Source organism: Pseudomonas sp. GL-RE-26, from assembly GCF_019956275.1.
Lineage (GTDB): Bacteria > Pseudomonadota > Gammaproteobacteria > Pseudomonadales > Pseudomonadaceae > Aquipseudomonas > Aquipseudomonas grandcourensis.
Genome location: NZ_JAHBDI010000023.1, coordinates 1 through 19,413 on the forward strand (window position 1 = coordinate 1; position 19,413 = coordinate 19,413).

The window sequence follows — 19,413 nt, forward strand, 5'->3', positions numbered from 1 at the left end:
CCAGCAGTTTGCCTCGGGCTTCCTTCAGATTCGCAGTCACCCGCGACACCCTTGCCTCTGGCTAACACTTCCCCTTGCCGGGTGTGTAGAGGACTTTCACCTCCAAGTCACCAGCGAGGCCACCACAGCCAAGCTGGTTGCGCTTACGCGCAACGCGCCATGCCTGGCGCACAAGCAAAAAAAAGCCCCGAACCAGTCGGGGCGTTTTCAGAGGGTGCGGCTTCTACTCAGTTCACCTTAGCGAACACCGTCCTGACGCAGGGCGGCCGGAGTGAAGTCGCTGGTGGTGGCCTGGAAGCCGAAGTCATAGGCCGACTTCTCTTCGTTCTTCATGCCCAGCGCCAGGTAACGACCCGATTGCAGGTCATACAGGGCTTCGAGGGCATACCACGGCACTTGCTTGTCGTAGTAGTTCTCGGCATGGGCCTCACCTACACGCCACAGTTGGCCACGACCGTCGTAATGGTCAATGACCGCTGCCTGCCAAGTATCTTCGTCGATGTAGAAGTCACGCTTGGCGTAGATGTGACGCTGCCCCTCCTTCAAGGTGGCAACCACATGCCACACACGGCGCAGCTCGTAACGCGCCAGGTCCTGGTTGATGTGACCGGCCTTGATGATGTCGGTGTACTTGAGGCTCGGGTCGTCGAGCTTGTAGGCGTCGGAGGCGATGTACATCTCTTTCTTGCCTTCGAGCTTCCAGTCGTAACGATCCGGTGCACCGTTGAACATGTCCAGGTTATCGGAGGTACGCAGGCCATCGGCCGCGGTACCCGGGCCGTCATAGGACACTTGTGGCGCACGGCGCACACGACGCTGGCCGGCGTTGTAGACCCACGCCGAACGCGGCTCCTTCACCTGGTCGAGGGTCTCGTGCACCAGCAGCACACCACCGGCCAGACGAGCCGGCGCAGTCACTTTCTGCTTGAAGTAGAACAGGATGTTGCCCGGGTTTTTCGGGTCGTAGTCCTTCATCTTGTCGCGGAACACGAACTGGTCCTGGAAATACACCAGGCTGAACGAGCCGTTCGGCTGCGGCGTGGCCTGGGTCACCAGGCGAGTCACGCTGCCCCCGCGATAACGGGTGATGTGGTTCCAGATGACTTCCACACCGCTTTTCGGAATCGGGAACGGCACGGCGGTCTCGAAGTTTTCCAGGCCGTTGCCGCCGGACACCAGGTTGGTGTTGGTGGCGTTGCGCTTGATGGCAGCGAAAACGTCATCCGGCACGGTGGCACCGCGATGGGACGGATAGACCGGCATCTTGAAGGTTTCCGGGTAGCGCTTGAACATCGCGTACTGGCCCGGGGCGAGCTTTTCCTTGTACTGGTCGACGTTCTGCGCCGTGATTGTGAACAGCGGTTTTTCGCTGGCGAACGGATTGGACAGGAAACCTTTGCTGTCGACCGTACCGGCGTTCTTCGCCATAGGCTTCCAGGCCGGGATCGAACCGTCGGCGTTACCCGCCATTTCAGCGCCCATCGGGGTCAGGCTCTTGCCCAGTTTGTCGGCCTCGGCCTGGGGTACCGCCGCGATCACGCTGGTCGCCAGCAGCGAAAGGCCCAGAACACCGGCGTGGAACAGACTCTTTGTTATTTTCATATGTGTGTTCGTCCTGAAAATACTGTGCTTAGAAGTTCACGCCGAGGCTGAGCGCAACGAAGTCGCGGTCATCCACGGTGGTGTACTTGCCGTCGAAGAAGTTGGTGTAAGCCAGGCTCGCGGTATAGGTGTTCTGGTACTCGGCGTCGACACCCAGGCTCACCGCTTTGCGGCCTTCCTCGAAGTTGCCGCCAGGGCCAGGGGAGTAACCGCTCACGTCATGGGACCAGGCAACGTTCGGCTTGAGGTTCACACCAGCAAACACGTCGTTGTATTCCCAGATGGCACGACCGCGGTAGCCCCACGAAGTGGGGGTGGTGAAGCCTTCGTCGGTGCAGTTGCGGCTGCGGTTGTTGGTCGGCGTACCCGGGCCGGCACCGCTGATGGTGCTGTTGTTGAGTGTCACGCAGGTATCGAGCGCGCCAGAGGCTGGCAACTCACCCGGGCCGAAGACCGGATCGCGGCCATAACGAACGTCGGAAGTGCTTTCCAGGCCGCCAACGTGGGTCACGCCTATTTCGCCTACCAGGGTCAGACGGCTGGCGCCCATGACCTGGTCGAAGAAGTGCGTCAGGGTGGTCTGGAACTGGGTGACTTCCTTGCGACGATACCCGTGCAGGTCCTGACCCGGCACACCGGTAAGCAGCGATGCATTGGTCAACGGGTTGTTCGGGTTGTTATTGCCTATAGGACGGACACCGGAGAAGAGGATGTCGGTGGAGTTGAGCTGCACCGGTGCGTTCGGACGGTAGCTGATCTCACCGCTCCACGCCGTACCGGTAGGCAGGGTGGTGGAAAAGCTCAGGCCGTAGAGGCGGATGTCTTCCGGGTATTCGATGAAGTACTGCGAGTTACCCGCCACCAGCAATGGCGCCAGCGCGGCAAACGGGCCACCTTGGAGTGCCGCAGCAGTGTTGTAGACCGACTGCGGCGCACCGGTGGCGCTGAAGATCGGCGCACGGCTGTGGTAGTTCATGAAATAGGCGCCGAATTCGGTGTCCAGCGGGTCGAACATGTACTTGAAGGACGCGCCCCACTGGCCGCTGTCACGGGCATCACGATCGCCGCCGCGACGCACCAGAACACCCTCGTTGTTGACGTCGACGCCGTTGGCGGCCAAAGGCCCCAGGGCGATGGCCGGAATTTGCGAACGCTTGGCCAGTACGCGCAGGTTGTCGTCGCAGCCGTCGGCAACGATGTCCGGCTGGGAGAAGAACGTGCCGCAGTTGTCGACGACGGTCTGGTCCCATTCAATTTGGTAGAACGCTTCGGCCGACAGGTTTTCGGTCAGGCTCTGGGACACATAGAACATGTTGACCGGGATCAGGCCTTCCTTGATCTCGGCACCCGGACGGCGGAACGCGGACACGTCGATCGGGTTGATCGAGTTGATGCCACCACCGATGAAGGTACTTTCACCCCAGCTCACGACCTGCTTGCCCAGACGCACGGAGCCTGGTTGATCGGCAATGGAGTAGTTGTGGTAGACGAAGGCGTCGAGGATCTGGCCGCCGGCGGACTTGGCGCCTTCCTTGCGGCCCTCGTCGCTGATGTCCTTGAACGGACGGCTTTCGTCCTTCAGTTCAAAGTCGTACCAGTATTTGCCACGGACGAAAACACCGGTATCGCCGTATTTCAGTTCAAGGTCATGGATGCCCTTGAAGATCTTCGAGAAGGTTTCTCCGCTCTTGAAGTTCAGGTGACCGTCATCAGAAGTCTGGGACAGACCCTTGCCGCCGTTGTTGACACCAATGAGGTTCTTGTTCGGCTGCTCGGTAGACCAGCTGGCACCAACCGACAGGGATGAGTCGAACTGACCTTCGATTTCACCGACGTTGAAACTGACGCCGAATGCTGGCCCGGCGAGCGTAGAGGCAAGACTGACAGCCAGGGGCAGTTTCGCCCGGCGCCAGAACTGGTTTACTGATGTCATCGACGCTACTCCATGTGCATTTTATTTTTATGGCAAGAGCACTTCTAAAAACGCTGTGGATAACCGGGAGCCATGGCATCCCAAAGTCATTCCAAAGTTGCATCGCCCCGGTTCGTGCGGTTGCCCCGTTCTTAAAAATCCTTGAGCGGACTATAGCCAGCAGGTAGTAGCGCTTGATCCCTCTAAAGTGTGATTTGCAGTTGCCAGCCACTCTGGAACAGTCCTTTCGCCAGTCCGACACCCGTCGGCACGGCAAGGATGGCTGAAAAATTCGATTTGACAAGCCAAGCGCTTGCTTGGTGGGGCTGGCGTGCCCTTTCGGGCACGCCGGGAGACGCTTAAAGCGTCGAGAGGAAGGTGCTGTTGGTGGCTTGCCATTCGCTGATGTCAACACGAATGCGCTTCTTGTCGAGCTTGCCGACGCTGGTCTTGGGAATTTCAGTAACAAGGGCAATCTGACTCGGAATCGCCCACTTGCTCAAGTGTCCCAGCTCCACAAACGGCTTGAGGTGTTCCTTGAGTTCCCGCGCCCCGATTGCGTGACCCTCACGCAGCACCAGCAGGGCAAACGGCCGCTCGCCCCACTGCGGATCGGGGATCCCCACCACTGCTACTTCACGTACCGCCGCATGACGGCTGATCAGGTCTTCCAGGTCCAGGGAGGAGATCCACTCGCCACCGGTCTTGATCACGTCTTTGATCCGGTCACGAATGTCGATCACGCCCATGCTGTCCAGGGTCGCCACGTCACCGGTGTGCAGCCAGCCTCCAGCCCAGAGCTCGGCCCCCTTCTGCGGCTCGTTGAAATAACCCTCGGTCAGCCACGGTGCGCGTAACACCAGCTCGCCCTGGGTCTCGCCGTCGGCGGGCAGGAAGTTGCCCTCGGTGTCGACGATCGCCGCCTCCACCAGTGGCCCCGGCACGCCGGCCTTGATCCGGTAAGTGGTGCGTTCGTCTTCGGTACCGGCCATCAGCTCATCGTTCAAGTGTGCGCACGAAACCAGTGGCCCGGTTTCCGACATGCCGTAGGCGGCGGTCAACTGAATGCCTTTGGCCTTGGCCGCCTCGTACAACGTGCGGTTCAGGGCGCTGCCGCCGATGACGATTTTCCAGCCGCCGAAGTCGACGTTCTGCGCGGCCTTGGCATTGAGGACCATCTGCAAAATGGTCGGTACGCAATGGGAGAACGTGACCTTCTCCTTGCGCCACAACTCCACCAGGTACTCCGGGTCATAGCGGCCGGGATACACCTGTTTGAGCCCGAGCATGGTCGCCACATACGGCAAGCCCCAGGCGTGCACGTGGAACATCGGGGTGATCGGCATGTACACGTCGTTGGTGCCCAGCAGGCGCACGCTATCGATCGCGCCCATGATGGTCGATACGCCCATGGTGTGCAGCACCAGTTGCCGATGGGTGAAGTACACGCCCTTGGGGTTGCCGGTGGTACCGGTGGTATAGAACGTGGTCGCGACCGAGTTTTCGTCGAAATCCTGGAAGTCGTACTGCGGGCTCGCTGCGGCCAGCAGTTGTTCGTATTCACCGACGAGGTTCGGCAGGTCCGCGGTTTTTTCCGGCAGGTCAGTCAGCAGCAGGGTTTTGTCGACCGTGGTCAGATGCCCTTCGATGGCCTTGTAGAGACCGACGAACTCGCTGTTGACCAGCACAAAGCGGTCCTCGGCGTGATTCATGGTGTAGAGGATCTGTTCCGGCGACAGGCGCACGTTGATGGTATGGATCACCGCGCCGATCATCGGGATGGCGAACATGCATTCCAGGTAACGATGGCTGTCCCAGTCCATCACACCCACGGCATCCCCGGGCTTGACCCCGGCAGCTGTCAATACGTTGGCCAGGCGGGCCACCCGTTCGATCAGGGTCGGGTAGCTATAGCGCAACTTGTCGCGGTAGATGATCTCGCGGGTTTTCTCATAACGGGCACCGGACATCAGCAGCCGCTTGATCAACAGCGGGTACTGATAAGCGCCTTCGGCCGGGGGGATAACGCGAGTCTGCAACATAATAATCCCTTTAATCTGACTGCACGGTCGTGACTGAAAGTACGCACTGTAGTGCCCTTGAACGCCAGCCAAATCAGCCAAAGGAATGATTTGCAGAACCCTGCAAATGATAGCGTTGCGCCACCACCCGCAAGGATTCTCGATCTGTTGTAACTACGGAATCAATGCATCTCGGTAAAAGCCAGCTTCACGCCAATCGCAATCAGCACCGCGCCCATGGTCCGGTCGAACCAGTGGCCCATGCGGGCGAAACCGGCGCGTACGCGCTGCTGGCTGAACAACATCGCCACCAGGCAGAACCAGCCCGCTGTCGCTGCCGCCAGGTAAACCCCGTAACCGGCCTGCACGGCCAGCGGCGTGTGCGGGTTGATCACCACAGTGAATAGCGAGAGGAAGAACAGCGTGGCTTTCGGGTTGAGGCCGTTGGTGACGAAACCCGAAGTGAAAGCACCACGGGCGGTGCGCTCGCCGGCTTCCTTGTGCAGATCGTCCGCCACAGGCTTGGCCGGTTGCGCGCGCAGCGCCTTGTAACCGATGTACAGCAGGTAAGCGGCAGCGGCCCATTTCAAGGCATTGAACAGCACGATCGACTGGGACACGATCAGGCCGATACCCAACAGCGAGTAACCCACGTGCAGGAAAATCGCCGTACCCACACCCAGCGCGGTCCAGGTGCCAGCGCGGCGACCGTGGGTAACACTCTCGCGCACCACCACGGCAAAGTCCGGGCCGGGGCTGGCCACGGCCAGCAGGTGAATCAGGGCAACGGTCAAGAACTCTGTCCAGTACATGGGGGCTCCTTCAGGCCAAGCGTAACTATTTATTTCATCTGGTAGGCTCGGCAGATTACGCCTTCAGTTCATTGCACAAAAGGTACAGTTGATGACGAACACTCGCCGCGCCGTATTCCTCGACCACCCGTCCCTGGACCTCGGCGACCTTGACCTCGACCCGCTGCGCAGTTGTTTCAGCGATTTGCAGCTGTTCGCCCAGACCTTGCCCGATCAAGTCATCGAACACCTCAAGGGTGCCACCGTCGCAATCAGCAACAAAATTGTCATCGATGCCGCCGCCATGGCCGCCAGCCCTGATCTCAAGCTGATCCTGATCACCGCCACCGGCACCAACAACGTCGATCTCGCCGCCGCCCGCACCCACGGGATTACCGTGTGCAACTGCCAGGGTTACGGCACACCGTCGGTGGCGCAGCACACGATCATGCTGCTGCTCAACCTGGCCACGCGCCTGGCCGATTATCAAAAAGCCGTCGGCGAAGGCCGCTGGCAGCAGGCCAAACAGTTCTGTTTGCTGGATTACCCGATCGTCGAACTCGAAGGCAAAACCCTTGGCCTGCTGGGACATGGCGAATTGGGCGGCGCGGTCGCACGGTTGGCTGAAGCCTTCGGTATGCGCGTTGTGCTGGGGCAAATTCCCGGACGCCCTGCCCGCCCGGACCGCCTGCCACTGAATGAACTGTTGCCACAGGTCGATGCGCTGACTCTGCACTGCCCGCTCAACGAGCACACTCGCCACTTCATCGGCGCCCGTGAACTGGCCTCGATGAAACCCGGCGCGTTCGTGGTCAACACCGCTCGCGGTGGGTTGATTGATGAACAGGCGCTGGCCGACGCCTTGCGCAACGGGCATCTGGGGGGCGCCGCCACTGACGTGCTGAGCGTCGAGCCTCCCGTCAACGGCAATCCGCTGCTGGCCCACGACATCCCACGCCTGATCGTCACCCCGCACAACGCATGGGGCAGCCGCGAAGCGCGCCAGAGAATCGTTGGCCAAGTGAGCGAAAACGCACTGGGATACTTCAGCGGTAAGGCGCTGCGGGTCGTCAGTTGATAAACTGCGGCACTTTTTTTCCACGGGAGCAGTTATGGATCCGCGCAGTGAAGTACTGCTTCGTCAGGCCGAGTTATTCCAGGGTTCGGTGTTGTTGGCCGGTTTGCCCGCCGACGACTTGCTGGGCCGTTTGCCCGAAGCTCATGGCTGGTGCTGGCACGCCGGCGATCAGGCCGCGCTGGACGCCCGCTTCGCCGAGCGCAGCCATTTTGGCGTGAATGCGCCAGAGCGTGAGTTCGATACAGCGGTGGTCTTTCTGCCCAAGGCCAAGGACCTGACCGACTACATCCTCAACGCCCTCGCCTCACGGCTGGCCGGCCGTGAGCTGTACCTGGTCGGCGAGAAAAAAAGCGGCATCGAAGGTGCCGCCAAACAGCTCAACCCGTTCGGCAAGCCGCGTAAACTCGACAGCGCGCGCCACTGCCAGCTCTGGCTGGTCACTGTGGCCAACGCGCCTGAAGCCAAACCGCTGGAAAGCCTGGCGCAGACCTACGAACTGCCGCTGGCCGAAGGCCCGTTGAAGGTCATCAGCCTGCCAGGGGTGTTCAGCCATGGTCGCCTGGATCGTGGCAGCGCGCTGCTGCTGGAGCATCTGGACAAACTGCCCAGCGGTCACTTGCTCGATTTCGGTTGCGGCGCAGGGGTTCTGGGGGCGGCAGTGAAACGTCGTTACCCACACAACCAGGTCACGTTGCTGGATGTGGATGCCTTTGCCGCTGCCAGCAGTCGCCTGACCCTGGCTGCCAATGGTCTGGAAGCCGAGGTGATTACCGGTGACGGAATCGATGCCGCGCCGATGGGTTTGAGTGCGATCCTGAGCAATCCGCCGTTCCATGTCGGCGTACACACCGACTATTTCGCAACGGAGAACTTGCTGCGAAAAGCAGCCAAACATCTGAAAAACGGTGGCGAACTGCGCTTGGTAGCGAACAGTTTCCTGAAGTATCAACCGCTGATCGAAGAGCACCTGGGCGTGTGTGCAATCAAGGCCGAAGGACAGGGTTTCAGAATCTACCGGGCAAAGCGCGGCTGAAACTTTTTTTGAAAAAGAAGGCTTGCCGAATGGGTTTTGCAAAGGCAGAATCCGCTCCGTCCTAGGGGAGTAGTCTCCCACGAGCGCCACGCTCGTCCGGCATGCGTCAACATACTTGGTCCTCAGACCATGGCGCATGCGACCCAAGCATCCATATCAGATGGATCGCAGGGTTTGACAAGACCTATGACACGAACACCTTACCCGGGGCGGGAAGGCTGTACGTGTCATAGCCGTGTCGACCCGCCCCTTAGGAAAACCCCTGATGCTGGATTCACTACTCGTACCTACCGCAATCGTTGCCTTGGCCGAAATCGGCGACAAGACGCAACTGCTCGCGCTCATTCTCGCTGCCCGTTTCCGCAAGCCCTGGCCGATCATCGCCGGTATCGTCGCCGCGACCCTGGCCAACCACGCGGCCGCCGGTGCAGTCGGTGCCTGGGTCGGGAGTTTCTTCTCGGATACGATGCTGCACTGGATCCTCGCCGCGAGCTTCGCCGCCACGGCGCTGTGGACCCTGGTCCCGGACAAGATGGATGACGACGAGGCCAGCACCGCCCGCAAGTTCGGGCCGTTCCTGACCACGCTTATCGCGTTCTTCCTGGCGGAAATCGGCGACAAGACGCAGATCGCGACAGTAATGCTCGCAGCCCAGTATCCAGAGCTTTGGCTGGTGATCATCGGTACCACCCTCGGCATGCTGATTGCCAACGTGCCCGTGGTATTGGCCGGTAACTTTGCTGCGGACAAATTGCCACTGACCCTGATCCGTCGACTGGCGGCGTCGGCGTTCTTCATCCTGGCGATTGTCGCGGTGTACAAGGCGATGCAGAGCAGCGGGTGGGTTTGACGGGGTAAGGCAGTCATTGTGGCGAGGGAGCTTGCTCCCGCTGGGCTGCATAGCAGCCCCAAACCAGATGATCGCGTTTTGTCAGATTCGACGCGTAATCAGGATCTACGACTGCTCCGCAGCCGAGCGGGAGCAAGCTCCCTCGCCACAAAAGCCGAGGAGTCTCATCTTTTGTTGAACTCAATCAGGACTTCTTGGCTTGCTCGTAAAGCGGCATGACTTTCGGAATCGCCGCCTGCAACGCCGCAATACGGCTCGACGACGCCGGGTGAGTACTCATGAACTCCGGTGGCGCACCATCCGAGACCTTGCTCATCTTGTTCCACAGGGTGATCGCGGCATTCGGGTTGTAACCGGCGCGGGCGGCCAGTTCCAGGCCAATCAGGTCCGCCTCGTTTTCATTGGCGCGGCTGTTGGGCAAGGTCATGCCGTAGTTGGCCACGGTATCGGCCAGGGCCATGGTGTCCTGCCCCAATCCTAACAAGGCACCGGCGCCCTGCTTGGCCATTTCGATGCCGTAAGCCTTGGACATCGCTTCACGACCGTGCTCGCGCAGGGCGTGGGCGATTTCATGGCCCATGATCGCGGCGATTTCATCGTCGGTCAGCTTCAGGGTGTCGATCAACCCGGTGTAAAAGATGATCTTGCCGCCAGGGCCGCAGTTGGCGTTGAGCTCATCGCTCTTGATCAGGTTGACTTCCCACTTCCACTGGGCCGCGTCCGGACGAAACGTCGGCGCCTGGGCAATCAGCCGGTCGGCAATCGCCTGAACCCGTCTGGCTTCAGCGCTGGTTTTGTCCAGCACACCTTTGCTGGACGCTTCGCCCACGGTCTTCTGATAGGACTGAGCGTACATCTGGTCGACCTCTTGCGAGGACAACATGCTGAACATGTACTGCTTGCGTTCAATGCCCACGGCACCGCCGCTGGTGGTATTGACCGACTGACAACCGGTGAGCAGCAGCGCTGTGCTCAGTGCGCTGACAACCAAAATCTTGTTCATCAAAAAACTCCCAGAAAACATGCCGCGTATCCTAGGCGTGGAAATGTATCGACGCCAGATACAATGGATGTAAGACGCACAATTCGGACAAATCTCTCATCGCCGTAGAAAAAAATTCACATACAGCGACAACCCGCAATTCATCACACGCGCATTGATTCAATTACGACATCCGGCATGCAAAAACAGTCATTTCAGCTGCCCACGCTCATGCCCGCCCGACACCCTGCCGATACAGCTCCGCAGACGTCCTTTCCCGTGCGGAGCCCCCATGAAATTCAAGTCGATCCAGTTTTCCGTGGCGGCCCTTGCCGGCGCCATTGTCCTTAGTGTCGTGGCAGCGCTGGTGGTGTACGCGCTGTTCTCCGGCGCCCGGACCCAAGACATGGTCCAGGAGCGGACCCAGGCCCAATTCGAGCAAGTCATCGAACAGCGCCTGACGTCCCTGGCGCAAACCCAGGTCAGCCAGATCCAGCGCGAACTCGAAGCACCGCTGCTGATTGCCGGCGGACTGGTGCGAGTGAACGCCCTGATCGGCACACCGAGGGCCGACGGCCAGCCGGCACTGAGCCTCAGCCGCGAGCAACTTATCGGCCTGATCAAGGAAAACGTGGTCAAGAACCCGAAAATCCTCGGCACCTACATCGGTTGGGAAAAAGACGCACTGGATCACAACGACGCGGCCTACGTCGGCACCCAGGTAGTCGGCATCGACGCCGCCAACGGGCGTTTCCTGCCCTGGTGGTTCCGCAACGACGACGGCACCCTGGGCCTGGACAAACTGGTGGACGTCGACGACCAGAAGACCCTGTCCACCGGCGTACGCGCCAGCGAGTACTACCTGTGCTCGAAAGAAACCAAAAAATCCTGCGTGATCGATCCGGCGCCTTATAAGGTCGGCGATAAAATCGTCATGCTCGCCTCCTTCATTGAACCGATCATGCTCAACGGCGCTTTCCAGGGCATCGTCGGCGCCGACCTGTCGGTGAACTTCATCCAGGAAATGCTCCTGGGCGCCAACCAGAAACTCTACAGCGGCGCCGGGGAAATGGCCCTGATCGGCGGCAATGGCCGGATCGTTGCCTACACCAAGGATCCGGGCAAATTCGGCGAGAAGGTCAGCGACATCCTCGACAGCAAACAGATCGCCAACATGGCCAATCTCAAGCGCGGCGAAGTTACCTACACCGTCGACAAGGCCCAGGGCCGGATCGAGTTGTACCTGCCGTTCGGCATCGGCCAGACCGATGCCCGCTGGACCCTGATGCTGCAATTGCCGCTGAATGCGGTCATGGCCGACCTGCAAAAACTCCAGGCCGACCTGGACGCACAGCGCAAATCCGACACCTTCGGCATGGCGATGGTCGGCCTGGTGATTGCCGGTATCGGCTTGCTGGTGATCTGGCTGGTGGGCCACGGCATCGCCCGCCCGCTCAAGCAGATGGTGGCCATGCTCGACGATATCGCCCAGGGCGAAGGTGACCTGACCCGACGCCTGAGCAGCGACCGTGCCGATGAACTGGGCTCGATCGCCAAGGGTTTCAATACTTTCCTGGCCAAGTTGCAGGCGATGATCACCCAGGTGGTGACGTCGGTGCAGAGCGTCAGCGATTCGTCGGAACACACCGCCGACATCGCCATCCGCACCAACACCGGTGTGCACAAGCAGATGGCCGAGATCGATCAGGTGGCCACCGCCGTGCAGGAAATGACCGCCACCGCCCAGGACGTGGCGCGCAATGCGACCCAGGCCGCACAAGCCGCCAGCCATGCCGACCAAGCCGCGAGCCAGGGCATGCAGATCGTGCGCGACACCTCGAACTCGATTGGCGCCCTCGCCGTGGAAATCGGCCGGGCTGTCGGCGTGGTGCAAACCCTGGCCAAGGACAGCGAAAACATCAACGCCATCCTCACTGCCATTCGCGGGATCGCCGAGCAGACCAACCTGCTGGCCCTGAACGCGGCCATCGAAGCCGCCCGCGCTGGTGAACAGGGCCGAGGTTTTGCCGTGGTGGCCGACGAGGTGCGTAACCTGGCGCAGAAGACGCAAAAGGCCACCGAAGAAATCCAGGCCATGATTCAGCAGCTGCAACAAGGCACGCGGGACGTGGTGCGGGTCATGGAAGACAGCCAGAACCGCACGGACGAAAGCGTGCAGCACGCGGCCAAGGCTGCCGAAGCGCTGGAAACCATTACTCAAGCGGTGTCGGTGATCAACGACATGAACACCCAGATTGCCAGCGCGGCTGAAGAGCAAAGTGCAGTGGCGGACGACATCAACCGCAACGTGATCAACATCGGCCAAGTGGCCAACGAAGTGGCCGGTGGTGCGGATGAGTCGAGTGCGGCCAGTGCGGACTTGACCAAGCTGGCCGAGCAGCAGCGACGCTTGATCAATCAGTTCAGGGTTTGACCTTCAGGCCCTCTCGCGAGCTTGCTCGCGATGGGGCCGGTTCAGCCACCCAATAACTCAACCCGGAGTGAGGCACTCCGGCCCATTGAGCTTCGGATCATTCACCATGTTGGCCAGGACCCGTTCGCGCAATGCGGCAGGCTCGCTGGCCAGCAAGGCTTGCAAAGCATGCAACGGCGTCTCGGGATCCAGCCACGCGGCCTGCCCCGCCTCATCAAGAATCAACGGCCGCCGCTGGCTCGCCGCCGGCTGGGTAATCACGGCGGTACTCAGCCACACCTGCTCCTGCACCGGATACGCCTCCCAGATCGCCGCAAAAAATAATGACGAGCCCTCCCCCGGCGTCAGCCAGTACGGGCGCTTGCGCGTCGTACCGCGCCATTCGTAGAAACCATTGGCCGGCAACAGGCAGCGGCGCTCGCGCAAGGCCTGGCGAAACATTGGCTGTTCGGCAACGGTTTCGGCGCGGGCGTGGGCCGGGGTGCGAGACAGATCGGTCAGCCAGGGGGGCGTCAGGCCCCAGCGGGCACGAGCCAGCGTGCGCTGGCCGTCAGGCTCGGCCCGCAGCATCAACACCGAATCATTGGGGGAAATGTTCCACTGCGCCTGCTGGTCGGCGGGAAAACCAGGCAGCGCCGCGAAGGCGGGGTTCCAGCGAAACAGGGCATAACGTCCACACATGGGGCAACACGGCTCTTGATCAAACGAACGCCAGCCTAACAGACCAGCGTGCCGGGAAAGCTGTCCGGTTCATCGCCGGACAGCGGCAGCGCGGCATTGTACGCGGTGATCAGCTCGCGGGCGTAAGCAGCCTGATCGTTCTCGACCGACAGCCCGAGCAGGCCATAGATCGGCAACTCGCCGCTGCCTCCGAGCAAATCACGGCCCACCAGATGCGCCTCGATACCCTCGCTGGCGAGCATGCCTTGCAGCAACTCGCCTTCCATCAGGTTTTCCGGATCGTAGATGCGCTGCATACACGCTCCTCACTCGTTTTCGCTGAACACTTCGAGATGCCATTCCTCATCATGAACCTGCAACACGAAGGTTATCGGCCGGCAGCACACCTGGCAGTCTTCAATATAGGTCTGATCGCCACCGGACAAATCCAGCGTCGTCTCGACTTCCTCACCACAATACGGACATTCATATTGCGTAGTTTCCAGCATCGCGGTCTCCCAGGTGACTTGTGCGTATAATCGCCGGTCTATTTGCAGGGCTATTTTTGTCTGGCTACTTTTTCAGACCGTGCCCCGCCGGTTTTCGATCAAAACCTTTACTTACCCTAGCCGTTTCTAACAAGAGAGCATGATGGGCGAATTCGATGCCATCCGACCTTACGACGACAGTGAAGTCCCGGCAGTGCTGGCACGACTGCTCGGCGACAAGGCGTTTCTAGATATCCTCACCCACTTTCGCTTCCCGCGTTTCGCCGGCGCTTTAGGCTGGGCACTCAAACCTCTTATAGCCCATCGGCTGCGCCGTGAGTTTGCCGGCATTACCTCCGTGGCCACGTTACAGGACAAAGTCGAGCATTACGTCGACCATACCATCGAGCGCGCCACCGACGGTGTTACCTATACCGGGGTGGAGCAATTCAAGTCCGGCAGCGCCTACCTGTTCATCGCCAACCACCGCGACATTGTGATGGACCCGGCCTTCGTCAACTATGCCGTGTACCACGCAGGCCTGCCGACCCCGCGTATCGCCATTGGCGACAACCTGCTGCAAAAGCCTTTCGTCAGCGACCTGATGCGCCTGAACAAGAGCTTCATCGTGCACCGCTCGATCAGCGGACGCCGGGAGAAAATGGCGACTTATCAACTGTTGTCGGCGTACATCAACCATTCGATCCGCAACGATTGCGCCTCGATCTGGATCGCCCAGGCCGAAGGCCGCGCCAAGGACGGTGACGATCGTACCGAATCGGCGATCCTCAAGATGTTCCACATGAGCCGCAAGGACGAGCCGTTCGGCGAAGTCATTCAGTCGCTGAACCTGACCCCGGTGTCGATCAGCTACGAGTACGACCCATGCGATCAGGCCAAGGCCCGCGAGCTTTACATCCGCGCCACCACCGGCAGCTACACCAAGGTGCCGGGCGAGGATGACGTGAGCATCGCCAAGGGCATCACCGGCTACAAGGGCCGGGTGCACGTGAACTTTGCCGCGCCGATCACCGAACTGTTCGAAGACACCAAGCAATTGGCGGTCGAGATGGACAGGCAAATCCTCAGCGGATACCGCCTGTTCCCGGTGCACTACCTGGCTTACGCGCAGTGGAAAGACGCCGATTCGCAGTTGCAGGTGCCGAAAGCGGCCGAAGTGTTCCCGGCCGCGGAGCTGGCCAAGGCCCGGGAAGAATGGCAACGCCGCCTGGATGCCTGCCCTGAAGAGCATCGTCCATTCCTGGTGCTGCAATATGCGACGCCGGTGCGCAATCAGTACCGGGTGAAGGCAGGGTTGCCGCTGTAAGCGGTTTCGGCCAGATGTGAAAACGGCGCTTTTTGTGGCGAGGGGGCTTGCCCCCGTTCGGCTGCGTAGCAGTCGCAAGCTTCTTGGGGCCGCTTCGCAGCCCAACGGGGGCATGCCCCCTCGCCACAGGGTTTACTTCAGATTCAAACCTGAGTGCTGATCCACGACACCAGCAACGCCATCCCCATGCAGGCAAAACCGAAGATGTAGAAAAACCGGTTCATGCGCAAGGTCGCCCAGTCCAGCGTGGGCTCTACGTTGGGGCTGCTCTGGCGCTGCGCCTGCAAACTGGCCATCGCGCGCAGTTCGCGACGACGGGTGGCGTGCAGCAACCAGCCGCCCGGGAAGGCAAAGAGCAAGGCCAGCAAATTGATCAATTTGGCGGGATGGGCGAAAAACAGCGTCATCAAGTGCAGCGACATCACGAACCTCAAGTAAAACAGGTGGCAGGTGCCAGACCGGCGACCGCGGCGCGGATTCTACCGAAAGCCTGCGCGCCTGCCCTCTGTTTCCGACAAATAACGAAGCAGTTGATCAATGGCTGTCCTGAGTCACGGCTTCGTCATCTGTATCGGCGATCATTCGCGCCTCGAAACCGACAGGGACCTCGTCATGCTCCACGCCGAAAACCAGGATCGTCTTTACCTCATCACCCCCAGCGAAGAACAACAAGCCCTCGTCGGCAGCCTCGCCTTCAACGTTCAGGATCGCCATTGGCTGGTGTATTGCGCACTCGGTGGCCACCAGCATGCGGATTTGCCGGAGGCGGATTTACTGACGGGCGTGAGCGTGCTGGACTTTTACTCGCAAGCTGCCTGACACCCCTGATCCCCTGTGGGCCGGTGTACATCCATAAAAAACGCAGCCATGAAAAAGCCCGGGACCATCACTGGCACCGGGCTTTTTCACATCCAGCGAAGGTTACTCGCCGAGAATCTGACCCACGGTCGGGTCCTTGAACAGGCGGGTCAACGCATCACTGAGCACATCGCTGACCAGCTTGGTGTTGGTTTCCTGGTTCGGCGCCATACCGAAGCGCTGGTCCAGGGACGAACCATAACGGCCGCTGTAGCGACGGTTGGCGTTCTGCACATCCGAGCGGAAGGTCGCACCGATGGTGGCTTCGGTCACGTACATGCCTTCCTTGGGCGACTGGTACTTCAACTCCGTCAGGGTCACGGTCAGTTGCGGTGCATTCATGGCGTTGTTCGTCGGGGTAAAGCCCAGCAGACGCACGGCGGCTTCAGCCTGGGCCTGCAGCTTCGGCAGGATCTGCGCGCTCTGCACGGTGATTGCGCTGGTTTCCGGATACAGGCCACCACGGGTGCCCAGCGTCGGCGACGGGCGACCGTCCACTACACGCACCACGACGGGCTGACCATGGCCGACCGGGGCCAGTTGAGTGGTCAGCTTGGGTTCCGGGCTCAGTTGTTGCGGGCTGTTGGCGCAGCCAACCAGAGTCAAACTGGTCACAGTGATCAAACCGAACAACAGGCGTTGCAACATGCTCTTCTCTCCAGAATCAGGCACAAACAGGCCGGCAGTATAGCGGTGCGCCACTGCCGGGAACCAGCACCTGACAGTGATAACTGAAATGTCTGACCATCCTATTTGAGAGCGGTTTCCTGTCACCAAGATGTCACTACTCAGACACTTGCGCGTCATCACCCGTGCGCTATGTTGGCGTTAGTCACCTAATACGGTAATCATCATGCGCCATTTGATTTCGCTGTTCGCGCCACGCCCACTGCATCGCTGCTTCGCCCTGCTCGACCGCAACGGCCACTGCCAGGCCTTCAAGCAGTGCAGTCTCCAGCCCCTGGGCGATGGCTGGGTTGAAATCGAAGAGATCCGCCTGAACTGGCTGAATCAGCCGCTGCCTGCCGGCACCCGCGTCGTTTCGCAGCAGCAACAGCCACGCTCGCGTGCACAGCAACTGATGACGACCTGACCAAACACCTAATAAAAGTCATTAAACACGACCATTTCCCTGCGTTTCTTAGATACAATCTCCCCCCGATTATAAGGACGTCTCCTGATCGGGCCTCGCAGCATCGTCAATGCGCTTGTATTGACACCCCGCACTGCCCACAGAGAGCCGCCCACACAGATCGAGTGAAGCTGGCGCGCTTGCTGTTTTGTTGAGCAAAACCTCCACTTTTCGCGAATCTGCAGAGCTGTCATTACGCTCGGTCACTGAGCTGTTTGCCCGTTTTGCCTGCCCTGTATCCCATGGCGGCAATCCATCCGGGCACGGTGCCAGGCTGGGACAGCCCTTTTTGAGGTTCACGTCTTCAAAAGAGCGTGAAAAAAACGGGTTTTCACAACTTCACAAGAGTGTGGCGAGCAAATGAATAGTTTTGCGTCTGAACATGCACCATTAGCGTCTACAACAGCCCAACGACACAGGACCGAGTATTCCTCGAACACCGGAGCCTGAAGCCTGTCCGCTACGGATTTGGTTGCACAAACGGATGTATCGACCATAAGTCGAATTGCCTCCCGCGCGCTGAAATGAGTTCATATGGCTCATAGGCCCGGCAGGTAGCGTCCGTCGAAGTTGCGATAAATTGCGAAGATTCGGACATGGCGATCCTGCCATGGGTACCTGGGGCAACACTGACACGCCCCGTCACTCCTGGCAGCCATGCCGACAATTTGGTGCTGCAGATTTTGGAGACGCGTTAAATGGCGCATAACGAAGCAGTCGACGTAGTACTGGTTGGGGCCGGCATCATGAGTGCCACCCTTGCAGTACTGCTCAAAGAGCTCGACCCCGCGATCAAGCTGGAAGTCGTCGAGCTGATGGATTCCGGTGCCGCGGAGAGTTCCAACCCGTGGAACAACGCCGGTACCGGTCACGCCGGGCTGTGTGAGCTCAACTACACGCCGCAGGCCGCCGATGGCGCCGTCGACATCAAGAAAGCCGTGCACATCAACACCCAGTTCGAGGTGTCGAAGCAATTCTGGTCGTACCTGACCAAAAAAGGCACGTTCGGCTCGTGCAAATCGTTTATCAGCCCGGTGCCACACCTGAGCTTCGTGCAGGGCGACAGCGGCGTGTCCTTCCTCAAGGAACGCTTCAAGGTGCTGAGCAAGCACCACGCCTTCTCGGACATGGAATACACCGAAGACAAGGCCAAAATGGCCGAGTGGATGCCGCTGATGATGCCTGGCCGCGATCCTGGCGAAAACCTCGCCGCGACCCGCGTGATCAATGGCACCGACGTAAACTTCGGCGCCCTGACCAACCAGTTGCTCAAGCACCTGACCAGCGCACCCGATGCCCAGGTCAAGTACTGCAAGCGCGTGACCGGCCTCAAGCGCAGCAACGGCGGCTGGACTGTCAGCATCAAGGACGTCAACAGCGGCAACACCCGTGAAGTCGACGCCAAGTTCGTCTTCCTCGGCGCTGGCGGTGCGGCACTGCCGTTGCTGCAGGCTTCGGGCATCGAAGAGAGCAAAGGCTTCGGCGGTTTCCCGATCAGCGGCCAATGGCTGCGTTGCGATAACCCGGAAGTGGTCAAGCACCACCAGGCCAAGGTCTACAGCCAGGCTGCCGTAGGCTCGCCGCCAATGTCCGTGCCGCACCTGGACACCCGTGTAGTCGAAGGCAAGAAGTCCCTGCTGTTCGGACCTTATGCCGGCTTCACCACCAAGTTCCTCAAGCACGGCTCCTTCATGGACCTGCCGATGTCGGTTCGCGCCGGCAACATCGGGCCGATGCTGTCCGTGGCAAAAAACAACATGGACCTGACCAAGTACCTGGTCAGCGAAGTGATGCAGTCGATGGAGCAGCGCCTGGAGTCCCTGCGTCGCTTCTACCCTGAGGCGAAAGCTGAAGACTGGCGCCTGGAAGTGGCCGGCCAACGGGTGCAGATCATCAAGAAAGACCCGAAAAAAGGCGGCATCCTGCAATTCGGCACCGAACTGGTCGCAGCCAAGGACGGTTCCCTGGCAGCACTGCTCGGCGCTTCGCCAGGTGCCTCGGTGACTGTTTCGATCATGCTTGAGCTGATCGAAAAATGCTTCCCGGGCAAAACCAAGGGCGAATGGGCTACCAAACTGGCCGAAATTTTCCCGGCCCGTGAAAAGGTCCTGGAAACCGACGCTGCGCTGTATCGCAAGATCAACACGCAGAACAACGTTGCCCTGGAACTGGTTGAAGCCAGCAGCGAGACCGAAAGCTACGCTTGATTCGGCCTTATGAAAAACGCCCCGTTCTCACTGAGAGC

Annotated in this window: 18 protein-coding genes, 1 pseudogene and 1 riboswitch; of the genes and pseudogenes, 9 read left to right on the top strand and 10 right to left on the bottom strand. The window is 60.1% G+C overall.

Features of this window, described 5'->3' with window-relative positions; all coding sequences use genetic code 11:
- Positions 1 to 237: 237 nt before the first annotated feature.
- The 4 genes from KGB07_RS16275 to KGB07_RS16290 form a co-directional block, all read right to left on the bottom strand.
- Complete coding sequence (locus tag KGB07_RS16275; protein WP_223465954.1) at positions 238 to 1,602, bottom strand: DUF1329 domain-containing protein; 1,365 nt, start codon at positions 1,600 to 1,602, stop codon at positions 238 to 240.
- 28 nt (positions 1,603 to 1,630) lie between these two features.
- On the bottom strand, positions 1,631 to 3,535 hold the full coding sequence (locus KGB07_RS16280) for a DUF1302 domain-containing protein (protein ID WP_046041896.1): 1,905 nt from the start codon (positions 3,533 to 3,535) through the stop codon (positions 1,631 to 1,633).
- 338 nt (positions 3,536 to 3,873) lie between these two features.
- Positions 3,874 to 5,556, bottom strand: a complete 1,683-nt coding sequence (locus tag KGB07_RS16285; RefSeq protein ID WP_046041895.1) for a fatty acid--CoA ligase — start codon at positions 5,554 to 5,556, stop codon at positions 3,874 to 3,876.
- Positions 5,557 to 5,717: 161 nt separating this feature from the next.
- Positions 5,718 to 6,347, bottom strand: coding sequence for a LysE family translocator (locus KGB07_RS16290; RefSeq protein WP_046041894.1), 630 nt, complete (start codon positions 6,345 to 6,347; stop codon positions 5,718 to 5,720).
- 91 nt (positions 6,348 to 6,438) lie between these two features.
- Between KGB07_RS16290 and KGB07_RS16295 the strand changes: the two genes are divergently transcribed.
- The 3 genes from KGB07_RS16295 to KGB07_RS16305 all read left to right on the top strand — a co-directional run bounded on the left by KGB07_RS16295 (position 6,439) and on the right by KGB07_RS16305 (position 9,287).
- Positions 6,439 to 7,404 carry a 2-hydroxyacid dehydrogenase gene (locus KGB07_RS16295; protein WP_046041893.1) on the top strand — a complete coding sequence of 322 codons (966 nt, stop codon included), beginning with the start codon at positions 6,439 to 6,441 and terminating at the stop codon, positions 7,402 to 7,404.
- Positions 7,405 to 7,438: 34 nt separating this feature from the next.
- On the top strand, positions 7,439 to 8,437 hold the full coding sequence (locus KGB07_RS16300; protein WP_008045980.1) for a class I SAM-dependent methyltransferase: 999 nt from the start codon (positions 7,439 to 7,441) through the stop codon (positions 8,435 to 8,437).
- 52 nt (positions 8,438 to 8,489) lie between these two features.
- Positions 8,490 to 8,612, top strand: a riboswitch (yybP-ykoY riboswitch).
- 90 nt (positions 8,613 to 8,702) lie between these two features.
- A complete protein-coding gene (locus KGB07_RS16305) occupies positions 8,703 to 9,287 on the top strand; it encodes a TMEM165/GDT1 family protein (RefSeq protein WP_008016665.1) in 585 nt (194 codons plus the stop codon).
- A 184-nt stretch (positions 9,288 to 9,471) separates the two neighbouring features.
- Here KGB07_RS16305 and KGB07_RS16310 read toward each other — a convergent pair whose 3' ends face one another.
- Positions 9,472 to 10,290: a M48 family metallopeptidase gene (locus KGB07_RS16310; protein WP_046041892.1), complete on the bottom strand. Its 819-nt coding sequence runs from the start codon at positions 10,288 to 10,290 to the stop codon at positions 9,472 to 9,474.
- Between the two features lie 1,360 nt (positions 10,291 to 11,650).
- Between KGB07_RS16310 and KGB07_RS29740 the strand changes: the two are divergent.
- Both KGB07_RS29740 and KGB07_RS29745 read left to right on the top strand, forming a co-directional pair.
- Positions 11,651 to 11,848, top strand: a pseudogene (locus KGB07_RS29740) (HAMP domain-containing protein); the annotation flags it as partial.
- Between the two features lie 111 nt (positions 11,849 to 11,959).
- Positions 11,960 to 12,703 (top strand): methyl-accepting chemotaxis protein, encoded by a 744-nt coding sequence (locus tag KGB07_RS29745; protein ID WP_411741538.1) that lies wholly within the window; start codon positions 11,960 to 11,962, stop codon positions 12,701 to 12,703.
- A gap of 57 nt (positions 12,704 to 12,760) precedes the next feature.
- Here the strand turns inward: KGB07_RS29745 and KGB07_RS16320 are convergent, their stop codons facing one another.
- From KGB07_RS16320 to KGB07_RS16330, 3 genes are read right to left on the bottom strand one after another with little or no spacing between them, the layout of a single operon-like run.
- Positions 12,761 to 13,384, bottom strand: coding sequence for an SOS response-associated peptidase (locus KGB07_RS16320; RefSeq protein WP_046041890.1), 624 nt, complete (start codon positions 13,382 to 13,384; stop codon positions 12,761 to 12,763).
- Between the two features lie 35 nt (positions 13,385 to 13,419).
- Positions 13,420 to 13,680 (bottom strand): putative signal transducing protein, encoded by a 261-nt coding sequence (locus KGB07_RS16325; protein ID WP_008045983.1) that lies wholly within the window; start codon positions 13,678 to 13,680, stop codon positions 13,420 to 13,422.
- Between the two features lie 9 nt (positions 13,681 to 13,689).
- Positions 13,690 to 13,872 carry a CPXCG motif-containing cysteine-rich protein gene (locus KGB07_RS16330; RefSeq protein ID WP_046041889.1) on the bottom strand — a complete coding sequence of 61 codons (183 nt, stop codon included), beginning with the start codon at positions 13,870 to 13,872 and terminating at the stop codon, positions 13,690 to 13,692.
- A gap of 139 nt (positions 13,873 to 14,011) precedes the next feature.
- Here KGB07_RS16330 and KGB07_RS16335 point away from each other — a divergent pair, with 139 nt between their 5' ends.
- Positions 14,012 to 15,178, top strand: coding sequence for a 1-acyl-sn-glycerol-3-phosphate acyltransferase (locus KGB07_RS16335; RefSeq protein ID WP_046041888.1), 1,167 nt, complete (start codon positions 14,012 to 14,014; stop codon positions 15,176 to 15,178).
- A gap of 143 nt (positions 15,179 to 15,321) precedes the next feature.
- On the opposite strand, the gene KGB07_RS16340 is transcribed toward KGB07_RS16335, so the two are convergent.
- On the bottom strand, positions 15,322 to 15,600 hold the full coding sequence (locus KGB07_RS16340; RefSeq protein ID WP_223465956.1) for a hypothetical protein: 279 nt from the start codon (positions 15,598 to 15,600) through the stop codon (positions 15,322 to 15,324).
- Positions 15,601 to 15,790: 190 nt separating this feature from the next.
- Here KGB07_RS16340 and KGB07_RS16345 point away from each other — a divergent pair, with 190 nt between their 5' ends.
- A complete protein-coding gene (locus tag KGB07_RS16345) occupies positions 15,791 to 15,997 on the top strand; it encodes a hypothetical protein (protein WP_033052291.1) in 207 nt (68 codons plus the stop codon).
- A 102-nt stretch (positions 15,998 to 16,099) separates the two neighbouring features.
- On the opposite strand, the gene KGB07_RS16350 is transcribed toward KGB07_RS16345, so the two are convergent.
- Positions 16,100 to 16,684 (bottom strand): YajG family lipoprotein, encoded by a 585-nt coding sequence (locus KGB07_RS16350; protein WP_046041886.1) that lies wholly within the window; start codon positions 16,682 to 16,684, stop codon positions 16,100 to 16,102.
- 205 nt (positions 16,685 to 16,889) lie between these two features.
- On the opposite strand from KGB07_RS16350, the gene KGB07_RS16355 reads away from it, so the two are divergent.
- Positions 16,890 to 17,129: a hypothetical protein gene (locus tag KGB07_RS16355; RefSeq protein WP_223465958.1), complete on the top strand. Its 240-nt coding sequence runs from the start codon at positions 16,890 to 16,892 to the stop codon at positions 17,127 to 17,129.
- A 737-nt stretch (positions 17,130 to 17,866) separates the two neighbouring features.
- Positions 17,867 to 19,375 carry a malate dehydrogenase (quinone) gene (mqo, locus tag KGB07_RS16360; protein ID WP_046041884.1) on the top strand — a complete coding sequence of 503 codons (1,509 nt, stop codon included), beginning with the start codon at positions 17,867 to 17,869 and terminating at the stop codon, positions 19,373 to 19,375.
- Positions 19,376 to 19,413 lie beyond the last annotated feature (38 nt).